This window comes from Arenibacter sp. P308M17 (assembly GCF_003426735.1).
Classification (GTDB): domain Bacteria; phylum Bacteroidota; class Bacteroidia; order Flavobacteriales; family Flavobacteriaceae; genus Arenibacter.
In genome coordinates this window covers 593,260-615,587 of record NZ_QVON01000002.1, presented here as the reverse complement: position 1 = coordinate 615,587, position 22,328 = coordinate 593,260, and the positions used below count along the sequence as shown (strand labels likewise).

Below are 22,328 nucleotides of genomic sequence, written 5' to 3'. Positions count from 1 at the left end.
AAAAATTAAAGGTAAGAAACTTATAATTGTTTTTTTGGATAAGAAAGTAGAATAGGTCATTATAGTTTTTTTAACGTGTCTACATTCCTAGTAATTTCATTTTTTATCATGGTTCTGTTAGAGGAGTAAATTGTATCTTGGGAAGATAATAGCGACAAACACAAAATATTTAAATACTATGGCTAAGGAATATGTAGATATCCCAACATTAAAATACTTGTTATACCATGTACATGGAGTGGAAAATTTGCTGTCAACAGAGCGGTTTCAAGATTACGACAAGGATTCCCTAAATCTGTATTTGAATGCGATCAAGGAATTTTCGGATCGCGAATTATTTCCTTATTTCAAAGAAATGGATGAAACACCGGCCAGTTATAAAAATGGCACTATAGAGGTGCATAAACAGGTAGAAGTAATGATGAGGAAAGGCGGGAAAATGGGAATTATATCCGGTCCGTTCGATTATGGGGATGGCGGATTGCAGTTACCTTTTATAATCCATACCGCTTCGGCCTATATTATGGAAGCGGCAAACAATCACCTGCCGGGATATATTGGGTTGACCCAAGGGGCTGCTGAACTGATCGTTCATTTTGCCAATGAGGGTCTCAAGAAAACCTATGTTCCTAAAATGCTATCCGGTGCTTGGGGCGGTACCATGTGTATTACAGAACCCCAGGCAGGTAGTTCACTGTCGGATATAACTACCATGGCAACCCCCACCCAAGAGGGGCATTATAAGATATCAGGACAAAAGATATTCATTTCAGGTGGCGATCATCAGTATGTGGACAATGTAGTCCACTTATTGTTGGCCAGAATAAAAGGTGCTCCACCAGGAACCAAGGGTATATCCTTATTTATTGTGCCCAAACACAGAGTGGATGCGGATGGAGGTTTAACCAATAACGATGTGCTTACCGTAGCCGATTTTCAGAAAATGGGTCAAAGGGGTTATGCTACGACACATCTGGGATTTGGTGAAAAGGACGATTGTCATGGCTGGCTGGTAGGGGAGGAGCATCAGGGGCTTAAGTATATGTTCTTAATGATGAACAGTGCCAGGATAAGTGTAGGGCGTGGCGGTGCCGCCATAAGTATGGCAGCTTACAGGGCTTCATTGGAGTATGCCAACGAACGACCCCAGGGACGAAAACTTTCCAGTGACGGAAAAAAAGATCCTGTTTCAACCCCTTGTTTAATAATTGAGCATCCAGATGTACGGCGCATGCTCTTATTGCAAAAATCAATTGCCGAGGGCTCCTTAAGTTTGGTGCTTTTGGCCGCGAAGTATTATGATATTATTAATTCCACTAAAGATCCTGAAATCAAGGAAAAGTACGGTCTATTATTGGAAATGGTCATTCCCATTGTAAAAACCTATCCTACGGAGGCGGGTACTTTATCCGTTAGCAATGGGATGCAGATATTGGGAGGATATGGATTTTGTTCAGATTTTATCCTTCAGCAATACTATCGCGATATTAGGATATTCAGTATATACGAAGGTACTACTGGGATTCAATCCCAAGATTTATTGGGACGTAAGGTACCCTTGGAGAATGGCAAGGCTTTGGAATTGTTGTTGACAGAAATACTGCATACCATAACTACGGCAATGGAATTAGATGAATTGCGTTCTTCGGCTAAAATACTGGGTGAAAAGATTAAGTTAATTAGAGAGGTCTTGGATTTTTTAACGCCCTTTGCCAAAAAAGAAAATTATGAGCGCTATTTATCCGATGCTAATTTATTCATGGAATTTTTAAGTTGTGTTGTAGTGGGGTGGTTATGGTTGGATATTGCAGTAAATGCAGAGCGAAATATAAAGGCCGGGGACCAGACTTATTCGGAAGCATTTTACAACAGTAAAATCCATACTATGAAATACTATTTCAAGTACGAGTTGCCAAAAACAGGCAGTCTGGCAGAATCGATGATGCATCCGGACGAACTCACCATAAATACCAAGAAGGAGATTTTTTGAAAATCATTTTTTTCTAAACTAGGTAGGGTAATTTTCCTATTGGTTGTTTTATACACAAACAGTGCCATTAAAAAAAATCACAGTTTAAATAAAACATTTAAGTTATGAAGAGATTCACATTTTTTAGTTTAGCGATCCTACTTTTTTCTTTTGTTGGATCAATGGCCCAGGAAGTAACATACACAGAGCAGGAAAAACTAACTTATTATGAACAAAGGGCCAAAGAAGATGCACAATTTGAGCAATCACAGCAATTGGCGGAAGATGGGGAGGAAGAATTCTGGGAATCACAGAAGGAGTATGAGGGACAATTGAAAAAAAGGGATAAAAAGGCCTATAAAGCGTATATGAAAGGTAAGAGGGATGCCTACGCTGAACACCGCAGATATTGTGACGATCGTTGTCAGCACAGCAACCATTACCATGCACATACCAGTTTCTACTATTATCATAACCAACCCTATCGGTATAGAAATTATTCTAGAGGAACAACTGTCCGGACTGGATTAGGGATAAGTGTACCTAGTGTTGGAATAGGGCTTTAGGAAACAAAATTTAATTAAAAAGAGGCTGTCCATAAACATGTACGGCCTCTTTTTTTATTCCTTCTTTTCTAAGAGCTTTTTTTCCAAAAGGGCCATGTAGAATCCGTCAAATCCGGTTTTGCAGGCATAAATATTACTATCCTTGATAAGACTAAAGTCCTTACCGGCATCGGAACCGAGGAATTTTTTTACTTGCTGAATGTTTTCCTGCGGCAATATAGAGCAAGTGGCATAGACCAATTTCCCCCCGGGCTTTACGATGCGACTATAATCCTGAAGGATTTGTTGTTGTGTAACCGTTATTTTATCCAGGAAATCGGGTTGCAATTTCCACTTGGCATCCGGATTTCTTTTTAGGACCCCCAATCCTGTACAGGGGGCATCAATGAGTACCCTATCTGCGGTATCGTATAGTTTCTTGATGACCTTGGTAGAATCTATGGCCCTGGCCTCCACATTATGTGCACCATCCCGTTTGGCCCTTCTTTTTAATTCCTTAAGTTTATTGCCATAAATATCCAGTGCTATTAGCTGCCCCTTATTTTCCATTAATGCGGCCAAATGAAGTGTTTTTCCACCGGCCCCGGCGCAGGTATCGACCACACGTTGGCCAGGTTTAACGTCCAAAAATGGGGCTACCAATTGGGAGGAGGCATCCTGTACTTCAAACCAGCCATTTTTAAAGGCATCCGTAAGAAACACATTTGAACGCTCCTTTAGCCTCAATGCATCGGGATACCCTTTTATCGATTCTGTTTCAATCCCGACTTCGTGGAGAACACTACTTAAATTATCCTTGGTTGTTTTTAGGGTGTTTACCCTTAAGATTACTTCCGCCTGCTCATTTAGGGCATGGATCTCTTTGGTCCAAAGTGCTTCCCCCAAGGCTTTAGCACATAGCTCGTCCATCCAATCCGGTACGGATTCCCTAAATTTCCTTATTTTGGAGAGCTCATCAAATTTTCCTTTGATCCTTCTTTCCGGTGTTGGTTCAATTTGCTTCCAGTCCGGCAGTTTAATGCCCTTAAGAACCGCCCAAACGGCGAACATTCTAAATAGGTTTTGTCTACTATATGGGGCCTTAACTTCGGCTATTTCTGCGTACAATCGCCTCCAACGTACCAATTCATAAGTAGTTTCTGCAATAAATCCTCTGTCGCGGGCACCCCATCGCTTGTCGTATTTTAATACTTTTTCTACCACCTTATCTGCATATTCACCTTCATTAAATATATAATTTAACGCATCAACAACCGCAAACACTAGATTTCTATGTAATCGCATTTTTAAAAATTAAGATTGCAAAGGTATTGTATTAGAACCTATTCCCCTTATTTTTGGGAAAAATTATAAGTATGCGCAATTATTTGGCAATTCTAATGCTATCTATTTTGGGAGCATGTTCTGAAATGGAGGAAGGGAGAACGTTCAACACCGTAAAAATAGAGAATATTTATACCGATTCATTAAGCTTTAGGGCAATCCAAATTATGGATGGCGGCAATATTGCATTCGCGGCCAATAAGGGCGCTTTTGGTTTGCTGGACCTCGGGTTCAGCAAAGTAAGGGTAAATACCCAAAAATATGATAGCATTCTTCCGGAATTTAGGGCAGTAGCACAGAACTCTACCGATTTTTTTATGCTTTCGATAGGTAATCCGGCCTTGCTGTACAAGACCGGTGGAAAGGGCAATATGGAATTGGTGTACAGGGAAGGGGGTGAGGGGGTATTCTATGATGCCATGACCTTTTGGAACGAGCAGGAAGGCATCGCCGTTGGGGACAGTTTGGATGGGTGCCTATCTATTATCATTACCAGGGATGGCGGCAATACTTGGAAAAAGATACCATGTTCCTCTTTGCCAAAATCGGAAACAGGAGAGGGAGCCTTTGTAGCCAGTAATACCAATATCAAGACCTTGGGTACTAAGGCGTGGATAGCAACGACACATGGAAATGTTTATATTACCTATGATAAAGGATTTACTTGGGAGGTTATAAAAACCCCTATCACAAGCGAAAAACCTACACAAGGTATCTTTTCCATCGATTTTTATGATGAAAATACAGGCATTGTTTTTGGAGGAGACTATACCGATCCGAAAAATAATAAGGGCAACAAGGCGGTAACAATGGATGGTGGCAGGACTTGGAAACTGATCGCCAATGGTAAACTCCCTAATTATAGAAGCTGTGTGCAATTTGTGCCAAATTCCATGGGAAAGTCATTGATTGCCATTGGCTTTGAGGGTGTTGCCTATTCTTTTGATAGTGGCGAAACCTGGAAACAACTTTCCAATGAGTCCTTTTATACCCTTAGGTTTATGAACGACTCCATTGCATATGCAGCAGGAAAGGACAGGATTGCCAAACTTATTTTTCGCTGAAAAATCCAATTTCCCCGGACCCCCTCTTTTCACCATCATCATAATAGATTATATTTAAAATACAAATCTAAAAGTGCCTTTAGGACGGTCCTGCCTTTGTCGGACACAGACAGGGCACTACCGTGGGGGGGGCTATAGGTAGGCGTGGCCTATATCTTGGTTCTTTTAATGCAGAGGTAATGCTTATGAGACCCCGTAGGCTCGGTGAAGAGGCAGTTTATTGGATGCCCTTTTATTTGGAGTTAGGATATAAATTACCTATTACCCTTTCCCTGCTTATATTGTTTAAGGAGTTGACGTTTAAAATCCTCTTCCGAACGCATCAACAAAATGGTCTTTTTGGCTGAAATTGTTTTGGATACCTTTTCGATATAGGATTTTTCCGCTTTATATTTTTCTCCTTCCAATCTTTGCATACGAACAAGAAGCTCTTCGGCCTGTGCGTCCGAAAGCGCGTCCAGTTTTTTAATCTCGCTACCTATTTCAAAGCGATCTTCCCTATAGAATCCTTCTTTTTCGGCTTGATGTTGGTTGTATATGGGCCAAAAGCTCTGGGCCTCTTTTGATGTGAGGTTCAATTTTTCGGTAATGAATGCTACTTTAAGTGACTTTATTTTTTCCCAGTCCTGTTTTTCCTGTGCACTTAAGGACAGTGTAGCAAAAAGGAACAGTAGAGGGGCCAATATTTTTATTTTTCTATTCATCATTGTGCATATTTAATTCTTCAAAATCTTCAATATGGGAATCTATATAATCTATGATATTTTCATTATCCAATCTATTTTCTAGAATATCGTTCAAGTTCAAATCATGAATTGGAAGTATTTCCGCCAAATCTTGGGATGAAAGTTCCAAGTCGTTAAATTCAAAATAATGTTCAATGTCCGAATTGGCCAAATCCGAATAGGATGGCGCCATATTTCCATACCATTGGATTGCAATAAAAAGTAATATAACCGCAGCTACCGAGGCAGCGGTATAATAGTATTTTTTATTTGGTTTCAATGGGATAATCCTAGTCTCTGTTGGGTTGTTTTTCAGTTGGGTCAATAGCCTGCTGTTGAAAGTCTCAAAATAACCTTCCGGAATTTTGAACCCTTCATTTGAAGGAACGGGATAACCTTCCTTGGCAATCCGGTTCATTATATCATAGGGCAAGGTATCAAAATACCCATCAGGGATCTTAAAGCTATTATTTTTATTTAGTTTATCCATTTCAATAGTTTGACATTGAGCGATTTAAAAGGTTTAATTTTCTTTCAAAAAAGTTTCGATCTTTTTTGATGCCAAATGGTAGGAAGCTTTTAATCCACCTATGGAGCTCTCTAAAATTTCTGAAATCTCTTCATACTTCATTTCCTGAAAATATTTCATATTAAAAATTAATTTTTGCTTTTCGGGCAGCGTTGCAATGGCCATTTGTAGTTTGAGCTGAATTTCATCCCCTTCAAAATATACATCTGCCCTTAGCCCCTCTACCGCCTTGCCCATTAACTCCTGATTATTGATCTGTAGTTTTTGTGATTTGGATTTTAAAAAAGACAGAGCTTCATTGGTGGCTATCCTATAGATCCAGGAATACAACTTACTATCACCTTTAAAGCCATCGATATTTCTAAAAACCTTTATAAAAGTATTTTGCAACACATCATCGGTGTCATCATGATTCAATACAATTCGTCTAATATGCCAATACAGACGCTCCTTGTATGTGCCTATCAGCAGCTCAAAGGCCTTGGCCTGATGGTCCTTTTGCTTTAATTGAATTATTAAAGTTTCTTCGCCAATCAATATTTCGGACTTAAGTTCCATTATAGGACTATAAAAATTGAAAAAGGTTTATTTATAGCTTTATTATTCTTGACCTCTCTTTGCAAAGGTAAACAAGTTTAACTACCGCCTTATTTTTTAGTTTACAGCATTTTAAAGATAATCATTTCTGTTTTTTAACTATTTTTGATGGTATTCCTTGCAAAAAGGTATCCATAGTATCTTTAACGATTATAAAATGAAATTATAAGTGATCTCTGGTTTGCACGATAGTTGGCACGGGCTTTTACATGGCGAAGATAACAAGCCTTATTATAAATCGTTAATGATGTTTGTCCAACAGGAATATACCAAGCATACATGCTATCCTAGGGAGAGCCACATTTTTGCTGCTTTTAACCATTGCCATTTGGAGAAAACCAAGGTGGTTATTATTGGTCAGGACCCCTATCACGGCCCAAATCAGGCCAACGGACTTTGTTTTTCCGTAAGTAGGGGTGTAGCACATCCACCCTCTCTGGTCAACATTTTTCGGGAAATTGAATCGGATTTGGGGAAAGCCTACCCCGAAGATGGAAATTTGGAACATTGGGCCAATCAAGGTGTATTTTTGTTGAATGCCATCTTAACGGTAAGGGCGCATGAAGCCGGTAGTCACCAAAAAAAAGGGTGGGAGCGTTTTACGGATACCGTTATCCAAAAATTATCCAATGAAAAGGAGGGATTGGTATTTTTGTTGTGGGGAGGTTTCGCAAAGAAGAAGTCGAAATTGATAGACACTAAGAAACATTATATTTTGACTTCCGGACATCCTTCTCCCTTGAGTGCCAACAGAGGGTACTGGTTTGGGAACAAGCACTTCAGTAAAACGAATAAAATATTATTGGAAAATGGAAAACAACCAATTAATTGGTGACCTGAAATTTTTTCGCCAAACAGTTATATGGCCATGACCTATCCGTACGATTCCATTATTTTAATCAATACCAGCCTAAGAAAGAACATTTATATTAATTTTTTTTCCAAAAGGGAATATGAAGTGCTAACTAAATCTATATTTGTGTTTTTTTTATTCGGTATTTAAGCGCTTGGGCCGACAATTGTGATATTAAATATTAATAGGTTAATGAATTCTACTAGATTAAAATGGGTCTTATTGGTTGATGACGACGGAACGACCAATATGCTAAATAAACTATTTTTAAAAAAACTGATTCCTGACCTTGAAATTGATACTGTTACGGATGGTCATAGAGCTTTGGATTTTATTGAGGCCAATATTAATGATATAGACCAGGGAAGTTTTCTTTTAATTTTGGACATTGAAATGCCAATAATGAACGGATGGCAATTCTTGGAGGCTTTTGATATTCTTTTTAGAAAAGAGGAAAAGGAAAAAATTGTAATAGCCGTTTTAACGGCCAATGGTAGTGAAGAAGTAACGTACAGGGCACTATCCAATCCCCGGGTCAAGGAATGCCTTAATAAACCTTTGTCGGATATCAATTTCAGAAGCATTATCCAAACTTATTTTTGCGAGTAGCTCAGTCAGCCATCAAAGGGGAAATGTGTTTGTTTAAGAGACTGTCTAAGTGGCCATATATACTATTTCCGTATTTGAAACCACCTTTTCAATAAGCCTTAGGTCCTTCAGGGTATTTTGTGCCAATTCCAAATTCTGTTTGCTGATATTCCTATGTCCCCATTGCGTTAGGGACAACCAATGTTTAATATCCTCCAGTTGCTGTTTATACCTATTGGCCAAGGTCCGGTCTATGCTGGGGATTTGTTTAAAATCTGAGGTATATATATTGATGGTTTCCAATATATGTGCCAAGGTTCCCGGATTTTCAGTTATAAATTTATCCGTAGCGGCAATTACGAAACAAGGCCATGGCGTTGGGCAATCTGCAATTCTTCTAAATACTCCCTGATCTACCAGGGGTTTTGTGGTAAAACGTTCCCACATAAAATAATCGGCCCTGCCTTCCGTTAAACTGGCCACCGCTCCATCCAAATTGTCGACTACCTCAAATTTTAATTCTTTGGTATCCCAAGATTGGCCTTGGGCGTTCACGTAGGCCATTAGGTGGCTGCCACTCCCATATCTGCTTATGGCGGCTGTTTTGTTCTTTAGATCGCCCAAGGTCCGATAATTACTTTTAGCCGCTACATGGATTCCCCATAGGAGGGGGGTTGCTATATATTCCTGTACTATTTTTGAGGGGTTCCCCTCGGTTATACTTTTTATAATCCCCTCGGTGAGTATAATGGCCAAATCAGTTTTGTTATCCTTTAACAATTGCACCATTTTACCGGTTCCTTCCGGGATATCCTTCCATTTTATGTTTATTCCACGGGCTTCAAAAGCGCCTTCCTCTATAGCCAATTGCCATGGGAAATTGAAGTGTTCGGGAACGCCTATAATATTAACATTTTTCATATCCGATATTTTTTGTTTTTATAAACTTTGGTGGTCCATGGTGGGCAGAGGATTCTGGTCCAATATTCAATGTTTCAAAGTTGAAAGTTCAAGGTTAAGTTTCAGGTTTGTGGAGTGTGAGCTTTAAACTTTCAACAAAAGCCTCCATCGGTATCTAGGCTCCAGAATCCAGACTCTCGATTCACACTATTCAATACTCACTTTTACATGCAGCGATTTCGACCCAATGCCATAATTTTTTTTCACTTCAAACCTTAAACCTTGAACTTTAAACATTTAACCTATAAACTGCTTTTGGCTATTTTGCCCATCGTGTATTTAATTAGTTCATCCATGGCCCAATCCGGCCGTGATGAAAACTCTCCACTGGACCTGTTTGCCAGAATACAGTTTAGGGAAACGGCCCGGTGTCCCAATAATTTTGCCAAGCCATATATTCCAGAGGTTTCCATTTCCAAATTTGTAATTCGTTTATTATTGTAATTAAAACCGGCCAGTTTGGCATTCATGTTTTCATCCTGCAATTTTAACCGTAAACTTCTGCCTTGGGGACCATAGAATCCAACATTGGTGGCGGTGAATCCAAGCTGTATTTTGTCCGAGATGAAAAGGCTCCCCAGATCTTTGTCATATTCTACCACATAGGGAGCGGACCTATCTTTCGGCCAATCGGTCTGTTCCAGAAAAGCTTGTTGAATCCTGGGGTGCTGAATATGGGCACTGTCGTAAAAATGCAAAAGGCTGTCCAGACCAATTGCATATTCGCTCAACAAGAAAGAATCTACGGGAATATTGGGCTGAATGGTACCTGAAGTGCCTATACGAATAATATCCAGTCGCTTTTTGTCCTTTTTTATGGTCCTGGTTTCAAAATCTATATTGACCAAGGCATCCAGCTCATTTAAAACAATATCTATATTGTCCGTACCTATACCCGTGGAAATTACAGAAATACGTTTATTGTTAAGCCATCCGGTATGGGTAAGAAATTCCCGCTTTCCTTTTTTTAGTTCAATTTCATCAAAATACTGTGACACCAGACGTACCCTATCCGGATCACCAACGGTTATTACGATGTCTGCTAAGTCTTTGGGAAATAAATTAAGGTGGTATACGCTACGGTCTGCGTTTAATATTAGCTCAGAAGAACCAATTTTCATTTTACAATTTTAGTATGCGGTTCGTTTCAGAGTTATAAAGGAAATTATATTTTAAGGCTCCTCCCAAATAGGCATCATTCTCTTGGATACAGGAATAATAACTGGTTTTTCCTTCCAGTATCTCCATCCCTTTTTTTGAAAGTTTAACAGGGTTGAAATTGGTAAAAAGAGGCTTTAACTTGGTCATTACCCGATCGTACTGTGTATCACCAAAACCATAACGTCCCTGATTTCTTAGAACGGTGTTCAGTAATTCCAGCTTGGTCTTTGGTTTGGCACTACGGGCCAATCTCAAAATATTGTTCTCCACTTCATTGAGGCCATTTCTAATGGTCGGGAAACGCATTAAATGGGCTTCAATGGCACCGGATAAATGGGAGAATTGAAAACTATCAAAATCTTTTAAGTTCTCTAATCTAATGGGATTATCGCTGCAATATAACTGCCATACATAATCCGCATATTCAATATCGTCCTGGGTTAAAAGAGTGCGGTTGGTGTATAATTTGCGCAGTTGTTCAGCATCAAGTTCTCCTAGACCTGTTATGTCAACGGAATTTTTCTCTGCTTCACTGGATACCAAAGAGATTTCGGCATAAGGTCTATGTGTCTTTAACCAACTAATTACCGCCAACATATTTATCTGATCAAAAAGATCGAAATCGAACCAAAGTACAATACGGTCTTCCTGTTTATGATTACAAAGGGTGCGGTATTCTTTTAAGGTCTTATCGATAAACCAAGATTTGGAAACTTTATAGTTTTTATTTAGGAACTCGAACCTGGTTTTCCAAAATGATTCACTGCCAACACTGGTTTCCGTCTTGCCCTCACATAACATTTCACGCCAAGTAATAATATCCCCTTCCAATTTCAGGGTACTTAATTTGTTGGTGAGTATATCACCGTCTGTTATGTGTAATTGGGAACTCATTATAATGGTGGTTTAGGTTGTGGCTAATAAATGTAGTGTTTTATCTTAATATCAAAAAATAATTAACAAAAATCTAACCTCCAACACGTTTTACTTTGAATCCTTTTTCTTTTAAAATGGCCATTATTTTATCTCTATAATCTCCTTGAATGATTATGGAATTGTTCTTAAAACTTCCGCCTACGTTAAGTTTGGTCTTAAGCTCCTTCGCCAATTTTTTAAAATCTTCATCCGCCCCGGTATACCCCTCCAAAATGGTAATTGGTTTTCCCTTTCTTTTTTCATACTTGCAGACAATAGGTTCATCCTGTAGCCAAATTCCACTTTCCATATCTTTTTTATCCTCCTCCTCCCTTGGCTCGTGATCCGGAAATAGATTCTTCAATTGATCCTTTAAGTCCATTGTAAATTCTAAAAAGTTATGCTAAAATAATATTTCAGTGCAAAAAATTAAAACCCATTCCCCATAAATTGAATTTTTGGTTGGAATGGGTCTCTTTAATTAGGTGTTAATTATTCCATTGGGAAGTCCTTGTCATCCATTATTTCTTCCATTTGTGCAATATGTCTTTCCGTATGTCCGGACATGAACAAAAGTATTTGATAGGCATCCACAGTTCCAAAGGGGAGCTGTTGATAACGGTTTCGAAGATCATCCTGGGTAATTTTAACATATTCTATATGTTCCTTTCTCTTGGATTTAAATTCCTCCACAGTTTCTTCAAAACTACCATATTTCCCGGATGGTTCAAAAGCCTCGCCAGTTTTTACCCTATGGCTACGGTCCTCTATCATGGCAATTAGTTCCTCGTCCGTAACTTTAACTTCTGAACGCTTGGAAGGGTCTGCCTCATTGGCCAAAGTACCCTGAAGCATGCCAAAGATCATGTTTTCCGAAATGGTAATGTGTTCGGCGCATTCGGCTATGGACCAAGAATCGTCCGTTGCCTTGAAATTAAGCTGTACCTCACTTAAGCCTTCCAAAGTGTTTAATAAATGATCATGGGAATCTGTCATTTCCTTTACTGCAAATTCCCTTTCGGCATCCGTTAGTGTAGATTTAAATACTCCAAATGCCAAAACCGCCAATAATACGATTGGTAAAATTACTTTTTTCATAGTGTCATAGATTAAATGTTTGATATTGAATATTGTTCAACGCCATAGACAATAATTATGCTTATACCAATTATGGCCTACTTGGTAATTAAGCCTAGATCGATAAGTCTTTCGTACAGATACTCGCCAGCGGTAATATCCCCAAATTGTTTTGGATGGTCCTTGTCCACACAATTCTCCAAACAATTTAAGGGCATTTCGCTAATGGGATGCATAAAAAACGGTACGGAATACCTGGAAGTACCCCAAAGTTCCTTGGGAGGATTAACCACTTGGTGTATGGTAGATTTTAATTTATTGTTTGTTAATCGGGAAAGCATATCCCCTACATTGATCATTAATTCATCCGGCCGGGCAATGGCATCTATCCAATGCCCTTCATGGTTTTTTACCTGAAGTCCCTTGCCATGGGCGCCCATCAATAAGGTAATTAAATTTATATCCCCATGGGCAGCTGCCCTAACGGCATTTTTAGGCTCTTGTTGAATAGGCGGGTAATGTATTGGCCTTAAAATGGAATTCCCATTTTTAATATACCCATCAAAGTAGGTTTCCTGCAGCTCTAAATGAAGGGCAAGTGCACGTAGGACAAATTGGGCCGTTTTTTCCAACATTTTATAGGCTTCCTTGCCGGTGGTGTTGAAATTGGCCAATTCCTGGACCATCACATTGGCCGGATATTCCTTTTCCAACTTTGGATTATTTTCCACATACTGTCCAAAATGCCAAAATTCCTTTAAATCCCCTTCCTTTTTTCCCTTGGCATGTTCTTTTCCAAAGGAAGTATATCCCCTTTGCCCCCCAATTCCGGGAATTTCATATTTATCCTTTATTTCTTGGGGTAGGTTAAAAAAATCCTTGATTTCGGCATAGAGATCGTTCACCAATTTTTCGGACAAAAAATGGCCTCTTAAGGCAACGAAGCCAATATTCTCGAAAGCACTGCCTATTTCTTCAATGAATTTTTCTTTTCTTTTATTGTCGTGGGATATAAAATCTTCAAGATCTACACTTGGAATTGCACTCATCATCATGGATTTTTAATAACCTCAAAGTTAATAAATATGGCCAATCTTCTTGAAATATTATTCCACTTTGTTTTTTTTGTTTTTGTTACATTTATAAATTAATTAAGTGAAAAGGAATAAAAAAATAACATGGAGTACAAAGGAGATAGCGTTGATAAGTCCATGCAATTGAAACTTTATCAACGAATGCTAAAACCGCGTTTGATAGAGGAGAAGATGTTGGTTCTTCTACGTCAGGGAAAAATTACCAAATGGTTTAGCGGTATAGGACAGGAGGCCATATCGGTTGGGGTTACCAGCGCCTTAAGGCCTGATGAATACATCTTGCCCATGCACCGTAATCTTGGCGTTTTTACCACCAGAAATATACCATTGTACCGACTTTTCACCCAATGGCAGGGCAAGGCAAGCGGCTTTACCAATGGCAGGGATAGAAGTTTTCATTTTGGAACCCAAGAATATAAAATTGTAGGGATGATCTCCCATTTAGGCCCCCAGTTAGGGGTAGCCGACGGAATAGCCCTTGCAGACCTTCTGAAACGGAATAATAGGGTAACCGCGGTCTTTACGGGTGAAGGAGGTACAAGTGAAGGGGATTTTCACGAGGCCTTAAATCTTGCTGCGGTATGGAACCTGCCCGTTTTGTTCTGTATCGAAAACAACGGTTACGGCTTGTCCACTCCAACAAGCGAACAATACAGATGTGAAAATTTGGCGGATAAGGGTGTGGGTTATGGAATGGAATCCCATATTTTGGATGGGAACAATATTATGGAAGTATACTCCCAGGTAGATTCTATTTGCCGGAGCATGCGGAAAACCCCCAGACCTGTTTTATTGGAATTCAAGACCTTTAGGATGCGCGGCCATGAGGAGGCCAGTGGTACCAAATATGTCCCGCAGCAATTATTGGATGCCTGGGAGGAAAAGGATCCCATTGTAAATTTCGAAAACTTTCTTTTGGAGGAAAAGATCCTTTCAGATCTTTTAATAGAAACCCTTAAAAATGAAATATATAAGGAAATTGATTACCATCTCAAAAAGGCCTTTACGGAGAAGGAAATTGAAGTAGATGAAACAAAGGAATTAAAGGATGTATATAAAGAATTTGATTATCAGCAAGTTGATCATAATTCCATAACTAAAAACATCAGGTTGGTCGATGCTGTTTCCCAGGGATTGAAACAGTCTATGGAAAGGCATAATGAATTGGTCTTGATGGGGCAGGATATTGCGGATTATGGCGGAGTGTTCAAGATTACCGAGGGCTTTGTGGAGGCCTTCGGGAAAGACCGGGTAAGAAATACCCCAATATGCGAATCGGCAGTGGTTTCGGCAGCAATGGGCCTTTCTATAAACGGTATAAAATCCGTAGTGGAAATGCAGTTTTCGGACTTCATAAGTACCGGATTTAACGCAGTTGTAAATTATTTGGCCAAGGTACACTACCGTTGGGGGGAGCATGCGGATGTTGTAATAAGGATGCCCTGTGGGGCAGGGATGGGGGCAGGACCTTTTCATTCCCAGACCAATGAAGCCTGGTTTACGAAGACTCCCGGGTTAAAAGTGGTCTATCCTGCCTTTCCTTATGATGCCAAGGGCCTTTTGGCGACTTCCATTAATGATCCCAACCCAATTTTGTTTTTTGAACATAAAGGATTATATAGGAATATTTACCAAGAGGTGCCCGAGGGGTATTATACGTTGCCATTTGGTAAGGCGTCCCTGTTAAGGGAAGGTACGGATATTACAGTGGTTTCTTATGGCTTGGGCGTACATTGGGCTTTGGATGCACTAAATGATCATCCGGAGGTAAAGGCCGATCTGATAGATCTAAGGACCCTGCAACCTATGGATATGGGTACGATCTTTACCTCGGTAAAAAAGACCGGTAAACTTATTATCTTGCAGGAGGATAGTTTGTTCGGGGGAGTGGCCAGTGATATTTCCGCCATGGTAATGGAAAACTGTTTTGAGTATTTGGATGCCCCTGTAAAACGGGTAGCCAGTTTGGAAACGCCTATTCCTTTTGCGAAAAATTTAGAAAATAATTATTTGCCCAAAGAAAGATTCGTACATGCGCTTTTAAATTTATTAAATTATTGAATACCTCTCCAAAAACTGAACTATCTAATGAAATTATATACCTGCCTGCCGACAAAGGCAAGGTATTGGCCATTAACTAGATAATGAATTGGATCTATATGCCCATGATTACAGCGGAAGAAAAACTTAAGGAACGTATAAAGGAGCTTACATGTTTGTATGAAGTAACCTCCATAATTGTGAATTGCGACTATGATCAGGTCGAGGATGCGCTAAAGGGCATTATGCATTGCTTGCAGAAGGCCTGGCTTTTTAGTGAGGCCGCCCAAGTGAAACTCATTACGGACGAATACCAAATAGTGACCAAGGATTTTCCTGATGATCCAGTATCCCTCAAGTGCAGTGTAAAGGTTTTTAATAAACAGGTAGGTGAAATACAAGTGGCCTATCCCAGAGCAAAATATAGCGAAGATGATTTTTTGCTGGAAGAAGAAAAATTACTTCAAAATGTATGCTTGGAGGTCGGAAATCTTTTGGAAAGAAAACAGATCAAGGACAACGAGATTATTATAAAACGTAAAATGGAAAGGGCGGATCGCTTAGGCATTTTAGGTGAGATTACTGCGGGGATCGCCCATGAACTAAATACCCCTTTGGCGAATATCCTTGGATTTGCAGAATTATTGAAGATTAGGATAACACAGGACACCCAGGCCTCAAAAGATGTTGATAAAATAATTAATAGTGCCATATTTTCCAGGGAAGTGGTAAAAAAGCTCATGTTCTTTGCCTGCGAAATGCCCCAACAAATGTCCATGGTCAATATAGGCCCCATTATTGTCAATGCCTTAAACTTAATGGAACCCAGTATTAAGAAAAAGAAAATTGTTACCGAACTCAATTTGAGCGGGCAACCCATTTTCTTAAAGGTGGATACCATTCAATTGACACAGGTTATTTTTAATTTGGTGCTCAATGCCATATATTTTTCTCCGGTCAAGGGCAAGATCAAAATAGTGGTAAAAGAGATCCATAAGAATATCGAAATTGTCATAACGGATGAAGGACCGGGTATAGACCCCAAGATTAGGGATAGGATCTTTGAACCATTTTACAGTACCAAACCCGTTGGTGAGGGTTCCGGATTGGGGTTAAGTGTGGTACACGGGATAGTTAAAAGTCATAAAGGAACAATAAAGTATAGATCCAACATACCTAAAGGGGCTATATTTACCGTTGAATTTCCAAAAAATTAAAATTATGGGTCTTAATAAAGAAAATGTATTGATCGTAGATGATGATCTAAATATTTTGGAATTGATCCATAGGCACCTTCAATCCTTTAATTACCACACCTATAAAGCGGTTTCCGTTAAGGAGGCCCTAGTGATCCTAAAGGATTCCAAAATAGACCTTTTGATTACGGATCTTAAAATGCCGGATGTGGATGGACTACAGTTGGTAAAATATGTTTCCGAACATTATCCCAAGTTGCCAAAATTAGTGGTTACCGGCTATCCTTCGGTAGATGACGCCATGAGCGTTCTAAAGTCCGGTGCCTTGGATTATTTGGTGAAACCTTTTACCAAGGAGGAATTAAAACAGGCGGTGCTAAAATCATTTTTGGGCAATTCCACGGACAGGGCCGTTTCCAACGTCCGTTCAGACCAAAAAATAAATAAAGTGGATGCTTATGGGGAGCTCATTGGTAGCTCCGAGGCCTTAAAAAAAGTGACCGATATCATAGATAGGGTTAAAGATAACAAGGCAACGGTATTGATCAATGGGGAAAGCGGCACCGGTAAGGAATTGGTGGCCCGTTCCGTACATTATATGGGGAAATTTTCCAGAGCACCATTTGTCGCAGTGAATTGCGGCGCTATACCCGAAAGTCTATTGGAGGCCGAGCTTTTTGGTTATGCCAAAGGAGCATTTACGGGTGCCAATGAAAATCGCAACGGTTTTTTTCAGGCTGCGGACAAAGGAACCCTGTTCTTGGATGAAATAGGCAACGCTTCCCTGTCCGTCCAGTCCAAATTGTTAAGGGCATTGCAGGAAAAGGAAGTGGTGAAGGTAGGATCCCAAAAGTCGGAAAAAATAGACATACGGGTAATTGCGGCCACCAATAGCAATTTGTATTCCCAAGTGCAGAAAAAAATGTTCAGGGAAGATCTTTATTATAGGTTAACCGTGGTAGAAATCAATGTTCCTCCCCTCCGGGATCGAAAAGAGGATATTCCCTTGTTGATGAACAAATTTCTTCTAAAATATGGAGTGGAATATAAGGATAGGTTAATTACCATTGCACCCGAGGCCTTGGAGCTTTTGGAAAGGTACCCTTGGCCGGGAAATATTAGGGAACTGGAAAACGTAATTCAGAGAGCGGTTATAATGTGCGACAAAAGAATTGAAATCGACAATTTGCCCAATAACTTGAAATATAAGATAGATTTTCCTGAAGACCAGCTATTGCCCTTAAGGGAGGTTGAGAAAAAATACATCCAAAAGGTACTGGAGGCCACCGGCCATAATAAATCCAAAGCAGCGGAAATTCTACAGATAGATCGCAAAACACTGCGCCAAAAAATACAATAATTCCTTGGTTTCCTGTGGGAGTTTTTTACTCATCCGGGGAGTAAATCCCATATATTTCTTCAAGTGAACAGCCTTTTTTTAATCGTAAATAATTGACTAACAATTATTTGTGTTGAATAATTATAACGCTTTCGTTTTATGGCACCCTAGTTGCCATTACTGAGTTATTAAAATACACGGTTATGGGAAACAGCACTAGTTTATGTCCAAGTTGTGAGTATTTCAGAACATGTGTACTTACAAAAAATAAAAAGCGTATATGGAATTGCAATGAATTTGAATCAGCGGATTCAAGGGCATTATCTCGAGAAAACCATATGATTTTTAAGAATGAAGTGAGATTGTTCTAAACAGAAATTTATGATTACAAAATCTAAAACAAATTTGAAACAGGGCATGCTGGAAAACGTGATGCGTCAGTTCAATCATGCTGCCGATATAATCAACCTAAATAGTAATATTAGAAAAATACTTAGCATAACCAATAATGAATTACTAATACATTTCCCTGTTAAAATGGATAATGGGGATGTTGAGGTCTTTACAGGATATCGGGTACAGCACAATAATGCTCTAGGGCCATACAAGGGAGGATTGCGTTATCACCCTACAGTAGATATAGATGCGGCAAAAGCACTTGCAATGTGGATGACCTGGAAAACCTCTTTGGCAGGTCTGCCGTATGGTGGTGCCAAGGGAGGGATTCAAATTGATCCTTTCAAATATTCCAATGCGGAATTGGAAAGGATTACAAGAAGATTTACATATGCATTGGGCGACAATATTGGTCCGGAACACGATATTCCCGCTCCGGATGTTAATACAAATTCGCAGACCATGGCTTGGATCGTAGATACGTATATGTCTACAAAACCACCGGCCGAAAGGTCTAAAAACCAGCACGTGGTAACCGGAAAACCCTTGGGTTCCGGAGGTTCTGAAGGCAGGGACAGGGCTACGGGCTACGGTGTTTTTCTGAATATAAAATTGTGGGCCGAAAAGAAAAAGGTAGACCTGGGGAACAAGAGGTTTATTGTCCAGGGTTTTGGTAATGTGGGTTATTGGACCTCCTATTTTTTGGAAAATGAGGGCGCTAAATTGGTGGGGGTACAGGATGCCTATGGTAGTATTGCCAACGGCTATGGAATCGAGGTATCCAAGTTGTACCAATATTTGCAGGGCAATAAGGGGAGTATTGTGGGTTATCCCTTGGCAGAGGCTGTGGACAAGGACCAATTTTTTGAATTGGATTGCGATATATGCATTCCTGCCGCCTTGGGAAATCAAATTACCGCTGGGAACGCAGCAAAGATCAAGGCATTTTTAATAGCGGAAGGGGCAAACGGACCAACCGATGTGGAAGCTGAGGAGATATTATTGAAAAATGGGGTAGGCATTATACCGGATATCCTTTGCAATTCCGGAGGGGTTATAGGCAGTTATTTTGAATGGTTGCAAAATAGAAATGGTGAATTGTGGTCACTGGAGGAGGTATTGGCCAAACTGGAAAAGAAGATGAAAGAAGTTTTTAAAAAGGTATATGAAGAGGCAGAAAACAGGGATGGGGATATGAGGACCGCCGCCTATATCATTGCTATTGAGAGAATTGAAAGGGCTTATGTCCAAAGAGGGATATTTCCATAAATTAATATAAAAAATACAGCATAATGAAGTACGGAAATTTAGTACTGGAGAAGAAGGAGTTCGTGTTTTTAAAGCGTCTTGTAAATGTATCCGGATTTTATACGGATAATACGTATAAGAATTCCATTGAAAAATTGACGGACGAGTTAGCTTCGGCAGTGGTTCATAATGAGGAGGAAATGCCCGGAGATGTTATAAGGTTCAACTCTATAGTTACCATACAGGCAACTAATGGATGGTCCAAACAATTCCAATTGGTAATTCCTTCCCAAGGCGATTTCAAGAATAGCAAAATTTCAATTTTGACTCCCATGGGAGCAGCGGTTATTGGATATGCCAAAGGGGACGATATTGTTTGGGAGTTTAGGAACGGGGAGCAAACCCTGAAGGTTACGGATGTAAAGCAAGAACATAGCACTATTAATTCCAATATATTATTGTAATGATGGAAGTGTTTTTTGAGCATGATTCGGACGATAGGTTAATAGCCAAAAAAGATACCCTGGAGTTGGGCAATTGGATAGACCATCTTGTAGCCAATGGACAAGAGATCGAAATTTTGATCAATATTGCCAGGAAATTGACGAATGACGAAGATATGGTCAGGGATCTGAAAGAATTGACTTTGGAAAATAAATTACATCTTGGCGTTTTCTACAGGTATAAGAGTTCTTTGAACAATTTACATGAATGTGATGATATGGAGTGCGATATATACTATGTAAACAAACATGAAGAATATCGCAATCTGTATACGGGCCTTTTAAAGGTGTCCCACAAATTGAAGGAAGAATTATTTACACGAATTTTGGTGAAATTATAAGGTTGTTTTGTTAGCAGTCTGTTTGTTGGTTTTAATATTAGAGTTTTGGCTGTTAATGCGCAAGGGAAAGCAACGCTTTCCCTTGCTTTTTTAGGAACTATTTCAAAATAATTGGACCGCCACCCAGTGTTTTTGACACTGAACGCCTTTTGGGATAATAGTCAATCATTTTTTTATATGAGCAACGCAATTGTGGCCATATGTTATATTTTTGAAGAAATAGGTGTATTGGAGCATTCTGTGCCTTAAGCCTTTAAGTTTAATATTTGTGATAAAGAGCAGTGACACATCCTTTTTTTGCACTTTCAACGTATATATCTTCAAATTATAAATATGAAAATTATGCATTTAAGAAAACTTGTATTTACACTATTGTTGGTAACAGGTTTTGTTACCTCCTGTTCTGTTTCCAAGGCGGCAAGACAGGACAGAAGTGTATTGAGCGGTAACTGGATCTTGAACAGTGTTTCCTATCAAGGGGGGCAGGGAAAATTCGAATCGGTGCTTTTTAATGATTCCGATGCCTCTTGTTTTGAAGGTAGTACCTGGTTTTTTAGAAACAATAATAGTACCGGTAGCTATATGTTGGGCAATGGTACCAATTGTGATGGTGCTGAACGCTTTATACGTTGGTCCGTTGTGGATAGACCTGGGATGACCAGTCAGTTGCAATTTAAGTTTATCGATGATAAATACAAGGATATTTCCGGGGGTCTTGGATATAGGTTGGACATAGAGCAACTAACCGATCAACAGTTGAGAATGACCTCAAAAGTGGCTGTGGAGGGGCAACCGTTGACCGTAGTCTATGAATTTACAAAAAACGACCTACCTTAATCAATTCTGACCCAGAAGATATATTCGTGCCCATAAACGGATAAACCGGACTTGGCATGATTGCTGTTTATAAAAAAGAGGTAATCGTCCTAAGAGTTTTTGGGATTAACATTAAACAATTTAAACGTATGAAATGAGCATGACCAAAATTGGGTCGCCAGCCCGAAAGATTCATTCTGGCGGGCAAACCCAAATGAGGATATGCGAATTACACCCGCCTGAACGATGTAGTAGGGCAGGTATGACCACTAAAAAACAATAAATATCTACATATGAAAAAAATAATAGTAAGTAGTTTATCGGTAATGATTATTCTTGCAACCTTTAGTAGCTGCCAGGCAGTGAAGAACACCAATCATAAACAAAGGGGTGCCGCAACAGGTGCTGCCGGCGGAGCGGTAATTGGGGGTGTGCTGGGCAACAATGTTGGAAAAGGTAATAATACGGCCTTAGGAGCAATCATTGGAGCCGTAGTTGGAGGCGTTGCCGGTGGTTATATCGGTGATAGAATGGACCGACAGGCAGAACAGATCGAAGAAGAGATTCCAGGTGCCGAGGTCACTAGGGTAGGTGAAGGAATTAATGTAACCTTTAATGAGGATGCAGGGGTTTATTTTGATACCAATAAATCCGATGTAAAGGGTACTTCAGCAACAACATTGGATAGAATGGTAGGAATTTTAAAGGAGTATCCCGATACCAATATATTGGTGGAAGGCCATACCGACAGTGCAGGCCCAGATGATTATAATCTTAATTTATCCAAACAGAGGGCGCAGTCCGTAACCAATTATCTTGTGACCAATGGTATTTCAGGGGGTAGGTTGACCACCACCTGGTATGGTGAGACACAACCCAAGGCCGATAACAGTACTTCAGCCGGTAAGGCCAAAAACCGTAGGGTAGAACTGGTTATCGTAGCCAATGAAGCTTTAAAGCAGGAGGCCCTTCAAAATGCAAAGCAATAAATAAGGCTTTTTTATATAAAACCCGATGATATTCATCGG

23 protein-coding genes are annotated in these 22,328 nt (G+C 39.7%); 13 read left to right on the top strand and 10 right to left on the bottom strand.

Annotated features, from left to right (window positions below):
* The first annotated feature begins 178 nt into the window (after positions 1-178).
* Positions 179-1,990, top strand: a complete 1,812-nt coding sequence (locus D0S24_RS06565; RefSeq protein ID WP_117019048.1) for an acyl-CoA dehydrogenase — start codon at positions 179-181, stop codon at positions 1,988-1,990.
* A 104-nt stretch (positions 1,991-2,094) separates the two neighbouring features.
* On the top strand, positions 2,095-2,535 hold the full coding sequence (locus D0S24_RS06560; RefSeq protein ID WP_117019047.1) for a hypothetical protein: 441 nt from the start codon (positions 2,095-2,097) through the stop codon (positions 2,533-2,535).
* A gap of 54 nt (positions 2,536-2,589) precedes the next feature.
* Here D0S24_RS06560 and D0S24_RS06555 read toward each other — a convergent pair whose 3' ends face one another.
* Positions 2,590-3,819, bottom strand: a complete 1,230-nt coding sequence (locus tag D0S24_RS06555) for an RsmB/NOP family class I SAM-dependent RNA methyltransferase (protein WP_117019046.1) — start codon at positions 3,817-3,819, stop codon at positions 2,590-2,592.
* Between the two features lie 71 nt (positions 3,820-3,890).
* Here D0S24_RS06555 and D0S24_RS06550 point away from each other — a divergent pair, with 71 nt between their 5' ends.
* Positions 3,891-4,922, top strand: coding sequence for a VPS10 domain-containing protein (locus D0S24_RS06550; protein WP_117019342.1), 1,032 nt, complete (start codon positions 3,891-3,893; stop codon positions 4,920-4,922).
* Positions 4,923-5,176: 254 nt separating this feature from the next.
* On the opposite strand, the gene D0S24_RS06545 is transcribed toward D0S24_RS06550, so the two are convergent.
* Genes D0S24_RS06545 through D0S24_RS06535 form a run of 3 tightly spaced genes read right to left on the bottom strand, consistent with a single transcriptional unit; the run spans position 5,177 to position 6,734 of the window.
* Positions 5,177-5,629, bottom strand: a complete 453-nt coding sequence (locus tag D0S24_RS06545) for a hypothetical protein (RefSeq protein ID WP_147321433.1) — start codon at positions 5,627-5,629, stop codon at positions 5,177-5,179.
* On the bottom strand, positions 5,619-6,137 hold the full coding sequence (locus D0S24_RS06540; protein ID WP_117019044.1) for a hypothetical protein: 519 nt from the start codon (positions 6,135-6,137) through the stop codon (positions 5,619-5,621). Before D0S24_RS06540 ends, D0S24_RS06545 begins: the two co-directional genes overlap by 11 nt.
* A 33-nt stretch (positions 6,138-6,170) precedes the next feature.
* Positions 6,171-6,734 (bottom strand): RNA polymerase sigma factor, encoded by a 564-nt coding sequence (locus D0S24_RS06535; protein WP_408912542.1) that lies wholly within the window; start codon positions 6,732-6,734, stop codon positions 6,171-6,173.
* A gap of 208 nt (positions 6,735-6,942) precedes the next feature.
* Here D0S24_RS06535 and D0S24_RS06530 point away from each other — a divergent pair, with 208 nt between their 5' ends.
* On the top strand, positions 6,943-7,608 hold the full coding sequence (locus D0S24_RS06530; protein WP_117019043.1) for a uracil-DNA glycosylase: 666 nt from the start codon (positions 6,943-6,945) through the stop codon (positions 7,606-7,608).
* 210 nt (positions 7,609-7,818) lie between these two features.
* Entirely contained in the window at positions 7,819-8,235 is a 417-nt protein-coding gene (locus D0S24_RS06525) for a response regulator (RefSeq protein WP_117019042.1), read from the top strand.
* A gap of 45 nt (positions 8,236-8,280) precedes the next feature.
* Here the strand turns inward: D0S24_RS06525 and D0S24_RS06520 are convergent, their stop codons facing one another.
* The 6 genes from D0S24_RS06520 to D0S24_RS06495 all read right to left on the bottom strand — a co-directional run bounded on the left by D0S24_RS06520 (position 8,281) and on the right by D0S24_RS06495 (position 13,376).
* Entirely contained in the window at positions 8,281-9,135 is an 855-nt protein-coding gene (locus tag D0S24_RS06520; protein ID WP_117019041.1) for a substrate-binding domain-containing protein, read from the bottom strand.
* A gap of 281 nt (positions 9,136-9,416) precedes the next feature.
* The gene (locus D0S24_RS06515; RefSeq protein ID WP_117019040.1) at positions 9,417-10,295 is read right to left on the bottom strand and encodes a nucleoside phosphorylase; all 879 of its coding nucleotides are present in this window, start codon (positions 10,293-10,295) and stop codon (positions 9,417-9,419) included.
* A gap of 1 nt (position 10,296) precedes the next feature.
* Entirely contained in the window at positions 10,297-11,229 is a 933-nt protein-coding gene (locus D0S24_RS06510; protein WP_117019039.1) for a DUF1835 domain-containing protein, read from the bottom strand.
* Between the two features lie 73 nt (positions 11,230-11,302).
* Positions 11,303-11,632, bottom strand: a complete 330-nt coding sequence (locus tag D0S24_RS06505) for a translation initiation factor (RefSeq protein WP_117019038.1) — start codon at positions 11,630-11,632, stop codon at positions 11,303-11,305.
* 110 nt (positions 11,633-11,742) lie between these two features.
* Positions 11,743-12,348, bottom strand: a complete 606-nt coding sequence (locus D0S24_RS06500; RefSeq protein ID WP_117019037.1) for a DinB family protein — start codon at positions 12,346-12,348, stop codon at positions 11,743-11,745.
* 77 nt (positions 12,349-12,425) lie between these two features.
* Positions 12,426-13,376: an isopenicillin N synthase family oxygenase gene (locus tag D0S24_RS06495; protein ID WP_117019340.1), complete on the bottom strand. Its 951-nt coding sequence runs from the start codon at positions 13,374-13,376 to the stop codon at positions 12,426-12,428.
* Between the two features lie 129 nt (positions 13,377-13,505).
* Here D0S24_RS06495 and D0S24_RS06490 point away from each other — a divergent pair, with 129 nt between their 5' ends.
* The 8 genes from D0S24_RS06490 (at position 13,506) to D0S24_RS06455 (ending at position 22,289) form a co-directional block, all read left to right on the top strand.
* On the top strand, positions 13,506-15,482 hold the full coding sequence (locus D0S24_RS06490; RefSeq protein ID WP_251795731.1) for a thiamine pyrophosphate-dependent enzyme: 1,977 nt from the start codon (positions 13,506-13,508) through the stop codon (positions 15,480-15,482).
* An 83-nt stretch (positions 15,483-15,565) separates the two neighbouring features.
* Positions 15,566-16,678, top strand: coding sequence for a sensor histidine kinase (locus tag D0S24_RS06485; protein ID WP_251795730.1), 1,113 nt, complete (start codon positions 15,566-15,568; stop codon positions 16,676-16,678).
* 4 nt (positions 16,679-16,682) lie between these two features.
* Positions 16,683-18,017 carry a sigma-54 dependent transcriptional regulator gene (locus tag D0S24_RS06480; protein ID WP_117019337.1) on the top strand — a complete coding sequence of 445 codons (1,335 nt, stop codon included), beginning with the start codon at positions 16,683-16,685 and terminating at the stop codon, positions 18,015-18,017.
* A 360-nt stretch (positions 18,018-18,377) separates the two neighbouring features.
* Positions 18,378-19,661 (top strand): Glu/Leu/Phe/Val dehydrogenase, encoded by a 1,284-nt coding sequence (locus tag D0S24_RS06475; RefSeq protein WP_117019036.1) that lies wholly within the window; start codon positions 18,378-18,380, stop codon positions 19,659-19,661.
* 23 nt (positions 19,662-19,684) lie between these two features.
* Positions 19,685-20,104, top strand: coding sequence for a GreA/GreB family elongation factor (locus D0S24_RS06470; RefSeq protein ID WP_117019035.1), 420 nt, complete (start codon positions 19,685-19,687; stop codon positions 20,102-20,104).
* Positions 20,104-20,484 carry a hypothetical protein gene (locus tag D0S24_RS06465; RefSeq protein WP_117019034.1) on the top strand — a complete coding sequence of 127 codons (381 nt, stop codon included), beginning with the start codon at positions 20,104-20,106 and terminating at the stop codon, positions 20,482-20,484. Before D0S24_RS06470 ends, D0S24_RS06465 begins: the two co-directional genes overlap by 1 nt.
* A 342-nt stretch (positions 20,485-20,826) precedes the next feature.
* The gene (locus D0S24_RS06460; protein ID WP_117019336.1) at positions 20,827-21,321 is read left to right on the top strand and encodes a lipocalin family protein; all 495 of its coding nucleotides are present in this window, start codon (positions 20,827-20,829) and stop codon (positions 21,319-21,321) included.
* 272 nt (positions 21,322-21,593) lie between these two features.
* A complete protein-coding gene (locus tag D0S24_RS06455) occupies positions 21,594-22,289 on the top strand; it encodes an OmpA family protein (protein ID WP_117019033.1) in 696 nt (231 codons plus the stop codon).
* The last annotated feature ends 39 nt before the right edge of the window (positions 22,290-22,328 follow it).

What these genes read in the sequence shown, in the direction of transcription:
- D0S24_RS06565 (WP_117019048.1), top strand. Translation starts at nt 179, where the DNA reads ATGGCTAAGGAATATGTAGATATCCCAACATTAAAATACTTGTTATAC.
- D0S24_RS06560 (WP_117019047.1), top strand. Translation starts at nt 2,095, where the DNA reads ATGAAGAGATTCACATTTTTTAGTTTAGCGATCCTACTTTTTTCTTTT.
- D0S24_RS06555 (WP_117019046.1), bottom strand. Translation starts at nt 3,819, where the DNA reads ATGCGATTACATAGAAATCTAGTGTTTGCGGTTGTTGATGCGTTAAAT.
- D0S24_RS06550 (WP_117019342.1), top strand. Translation starts at nt 3,891, where the DNA reads ATGCGCAATTATTTGGCAATTCTAATGCTATCTATTTTGGGAGCATGT.
- D0S24_RS06545 (WP_147321433.1), bottom strand. Translation starts at nt 5,629, where the DNA reads ATGATGAATAGAAAAATAAAAATATTGGCCCCTCTACTGTTCCTTTTT.
- D0S24_RS06540 (WP_117019044.1), bottom strand. Translation starts at nt 6,137, where the DNA reads ATGGATAAACTAAATAAAAATAATAGCTTTAAGATCCCTGATGGGTAT.
- D0S24_RS06535 (WP_408912542.1), bottom strand. Translation starts at nt 6,734, where the DNA reads ATGGAACTTAAGTCCGAAATATTGATTGGCGAAGAAACTTTAATAATT.
- D0S24_RS06525 (WP_117019042.1), top strand. Translation starts at nt 7,819, where the DNA reads ATGAATTCTACTAGATTAAAATGGGTCTTATTGGTTGATGACGACGGA.
- D0S24_RS06520 (WP_117019041.1), bottom strand. Translation starts at nt 9,135, where the DNA reads ATGAAAAATGTTAATATTATAGGCGTTCCCGAACACTTCAATTTCCCA.
- D0S24_RS06515 (WP_117019040.1), bottom strand. Translation starts at nt 10,295, where the DNA reads ATGAAAATTGGTTCTTCTGAGCTAATATTAAACGCAGACCGTAGCGTA.
- D0S24_RS06510 (WP_117019039.1), bottom strand. Translation starts at nt 11,229, where the DNA reads ATGAGTTCCCAATTACACATAACAGACGGTGATATACTCACCAACAAA.
- D0S24_RS06505 (WP_117019038.1), bottom strand. Translation starts at nt 11,632, where the DNA reads ATGGACTTAAAGGATCAATTGAAGAATCTATTTCCGGATCACGAGCCA.
- D0S24_RS06500 (WP_117019037.1), bottom strand. Translation starts at nt 12,348, where the DNA reads ATGAAAAAAGTAATTTTACCAATCGTATTATTGGCGGTTTTGGCATTT.
- D0S24_RS06495 (WP_117019340.1), bottom strand. Translation starts at nt 13,376, where the DNA reads ATGAGTGCAATTCCAAGTGTAGATCTTGAAGATTTTATATCCCACGAC.
- D0S24_RS06490 (WP_251795731.1), top strand. Translation starts at nt 13,506, where the DNA reads ATGGAGTACAAAGGAGATAGCGTTGATAAGTCCATGCAATTGAAACTT.
- D0S24_RS06485 (WP_251795730.1), top strand. Translation starts at nt 15,566, where the DNA reads ATGAATTGGATCTATATGCCCATGATTACAGCGGAAGAAAAACTTAAG.
- D0S24_RS06480 (WP_117019337.1), top strand. Translation starts at nt 16,683, where the DNA reads ATGGGTCTTAATAAAGAAAATGTATTGATCGTAGATGATGATCTAAAT.
- D0S24_RS06475 (WP_117019036.1), top strand. Translation starts at nt 18,378, where the DNA reads ATGATTACAAAATCTAAAACAAATTTGAAACAGGGCATGCTGGAAAAC.
- D0S24_RS06470 (WP_117019035.1), top strand. Translation starts at nt 19,685, where the DNA reads ATGAAGTACGGAAATTTAGTACTGGAGAAGAAGGAGTTCGTGTTTTTA.
- D0S24_RS06465 (WP_117019034.1), top strand. Translation starts at nt 20,104, where the DNA reads ATGATGGAAGTGTTTTTTGAGCATGATTCGGACGATAGGTTAATAGCC.
- D0S24_RS06460 (WP_117019336.1), top strand. Translation starts at nt 20,827, where the DNA reads ATGCATTTAAGAAAACTTGTATTTACACTATTGTTGGTAACAGGTTTT.
- D0S24_RS06455 (WP_117019033.1), top strand. Translation starts at nt 21,594, where the DNA reads ATGAAAAAAATAATAGTAAGTAGTTTATCGGTAATGATTATTCTTGCA.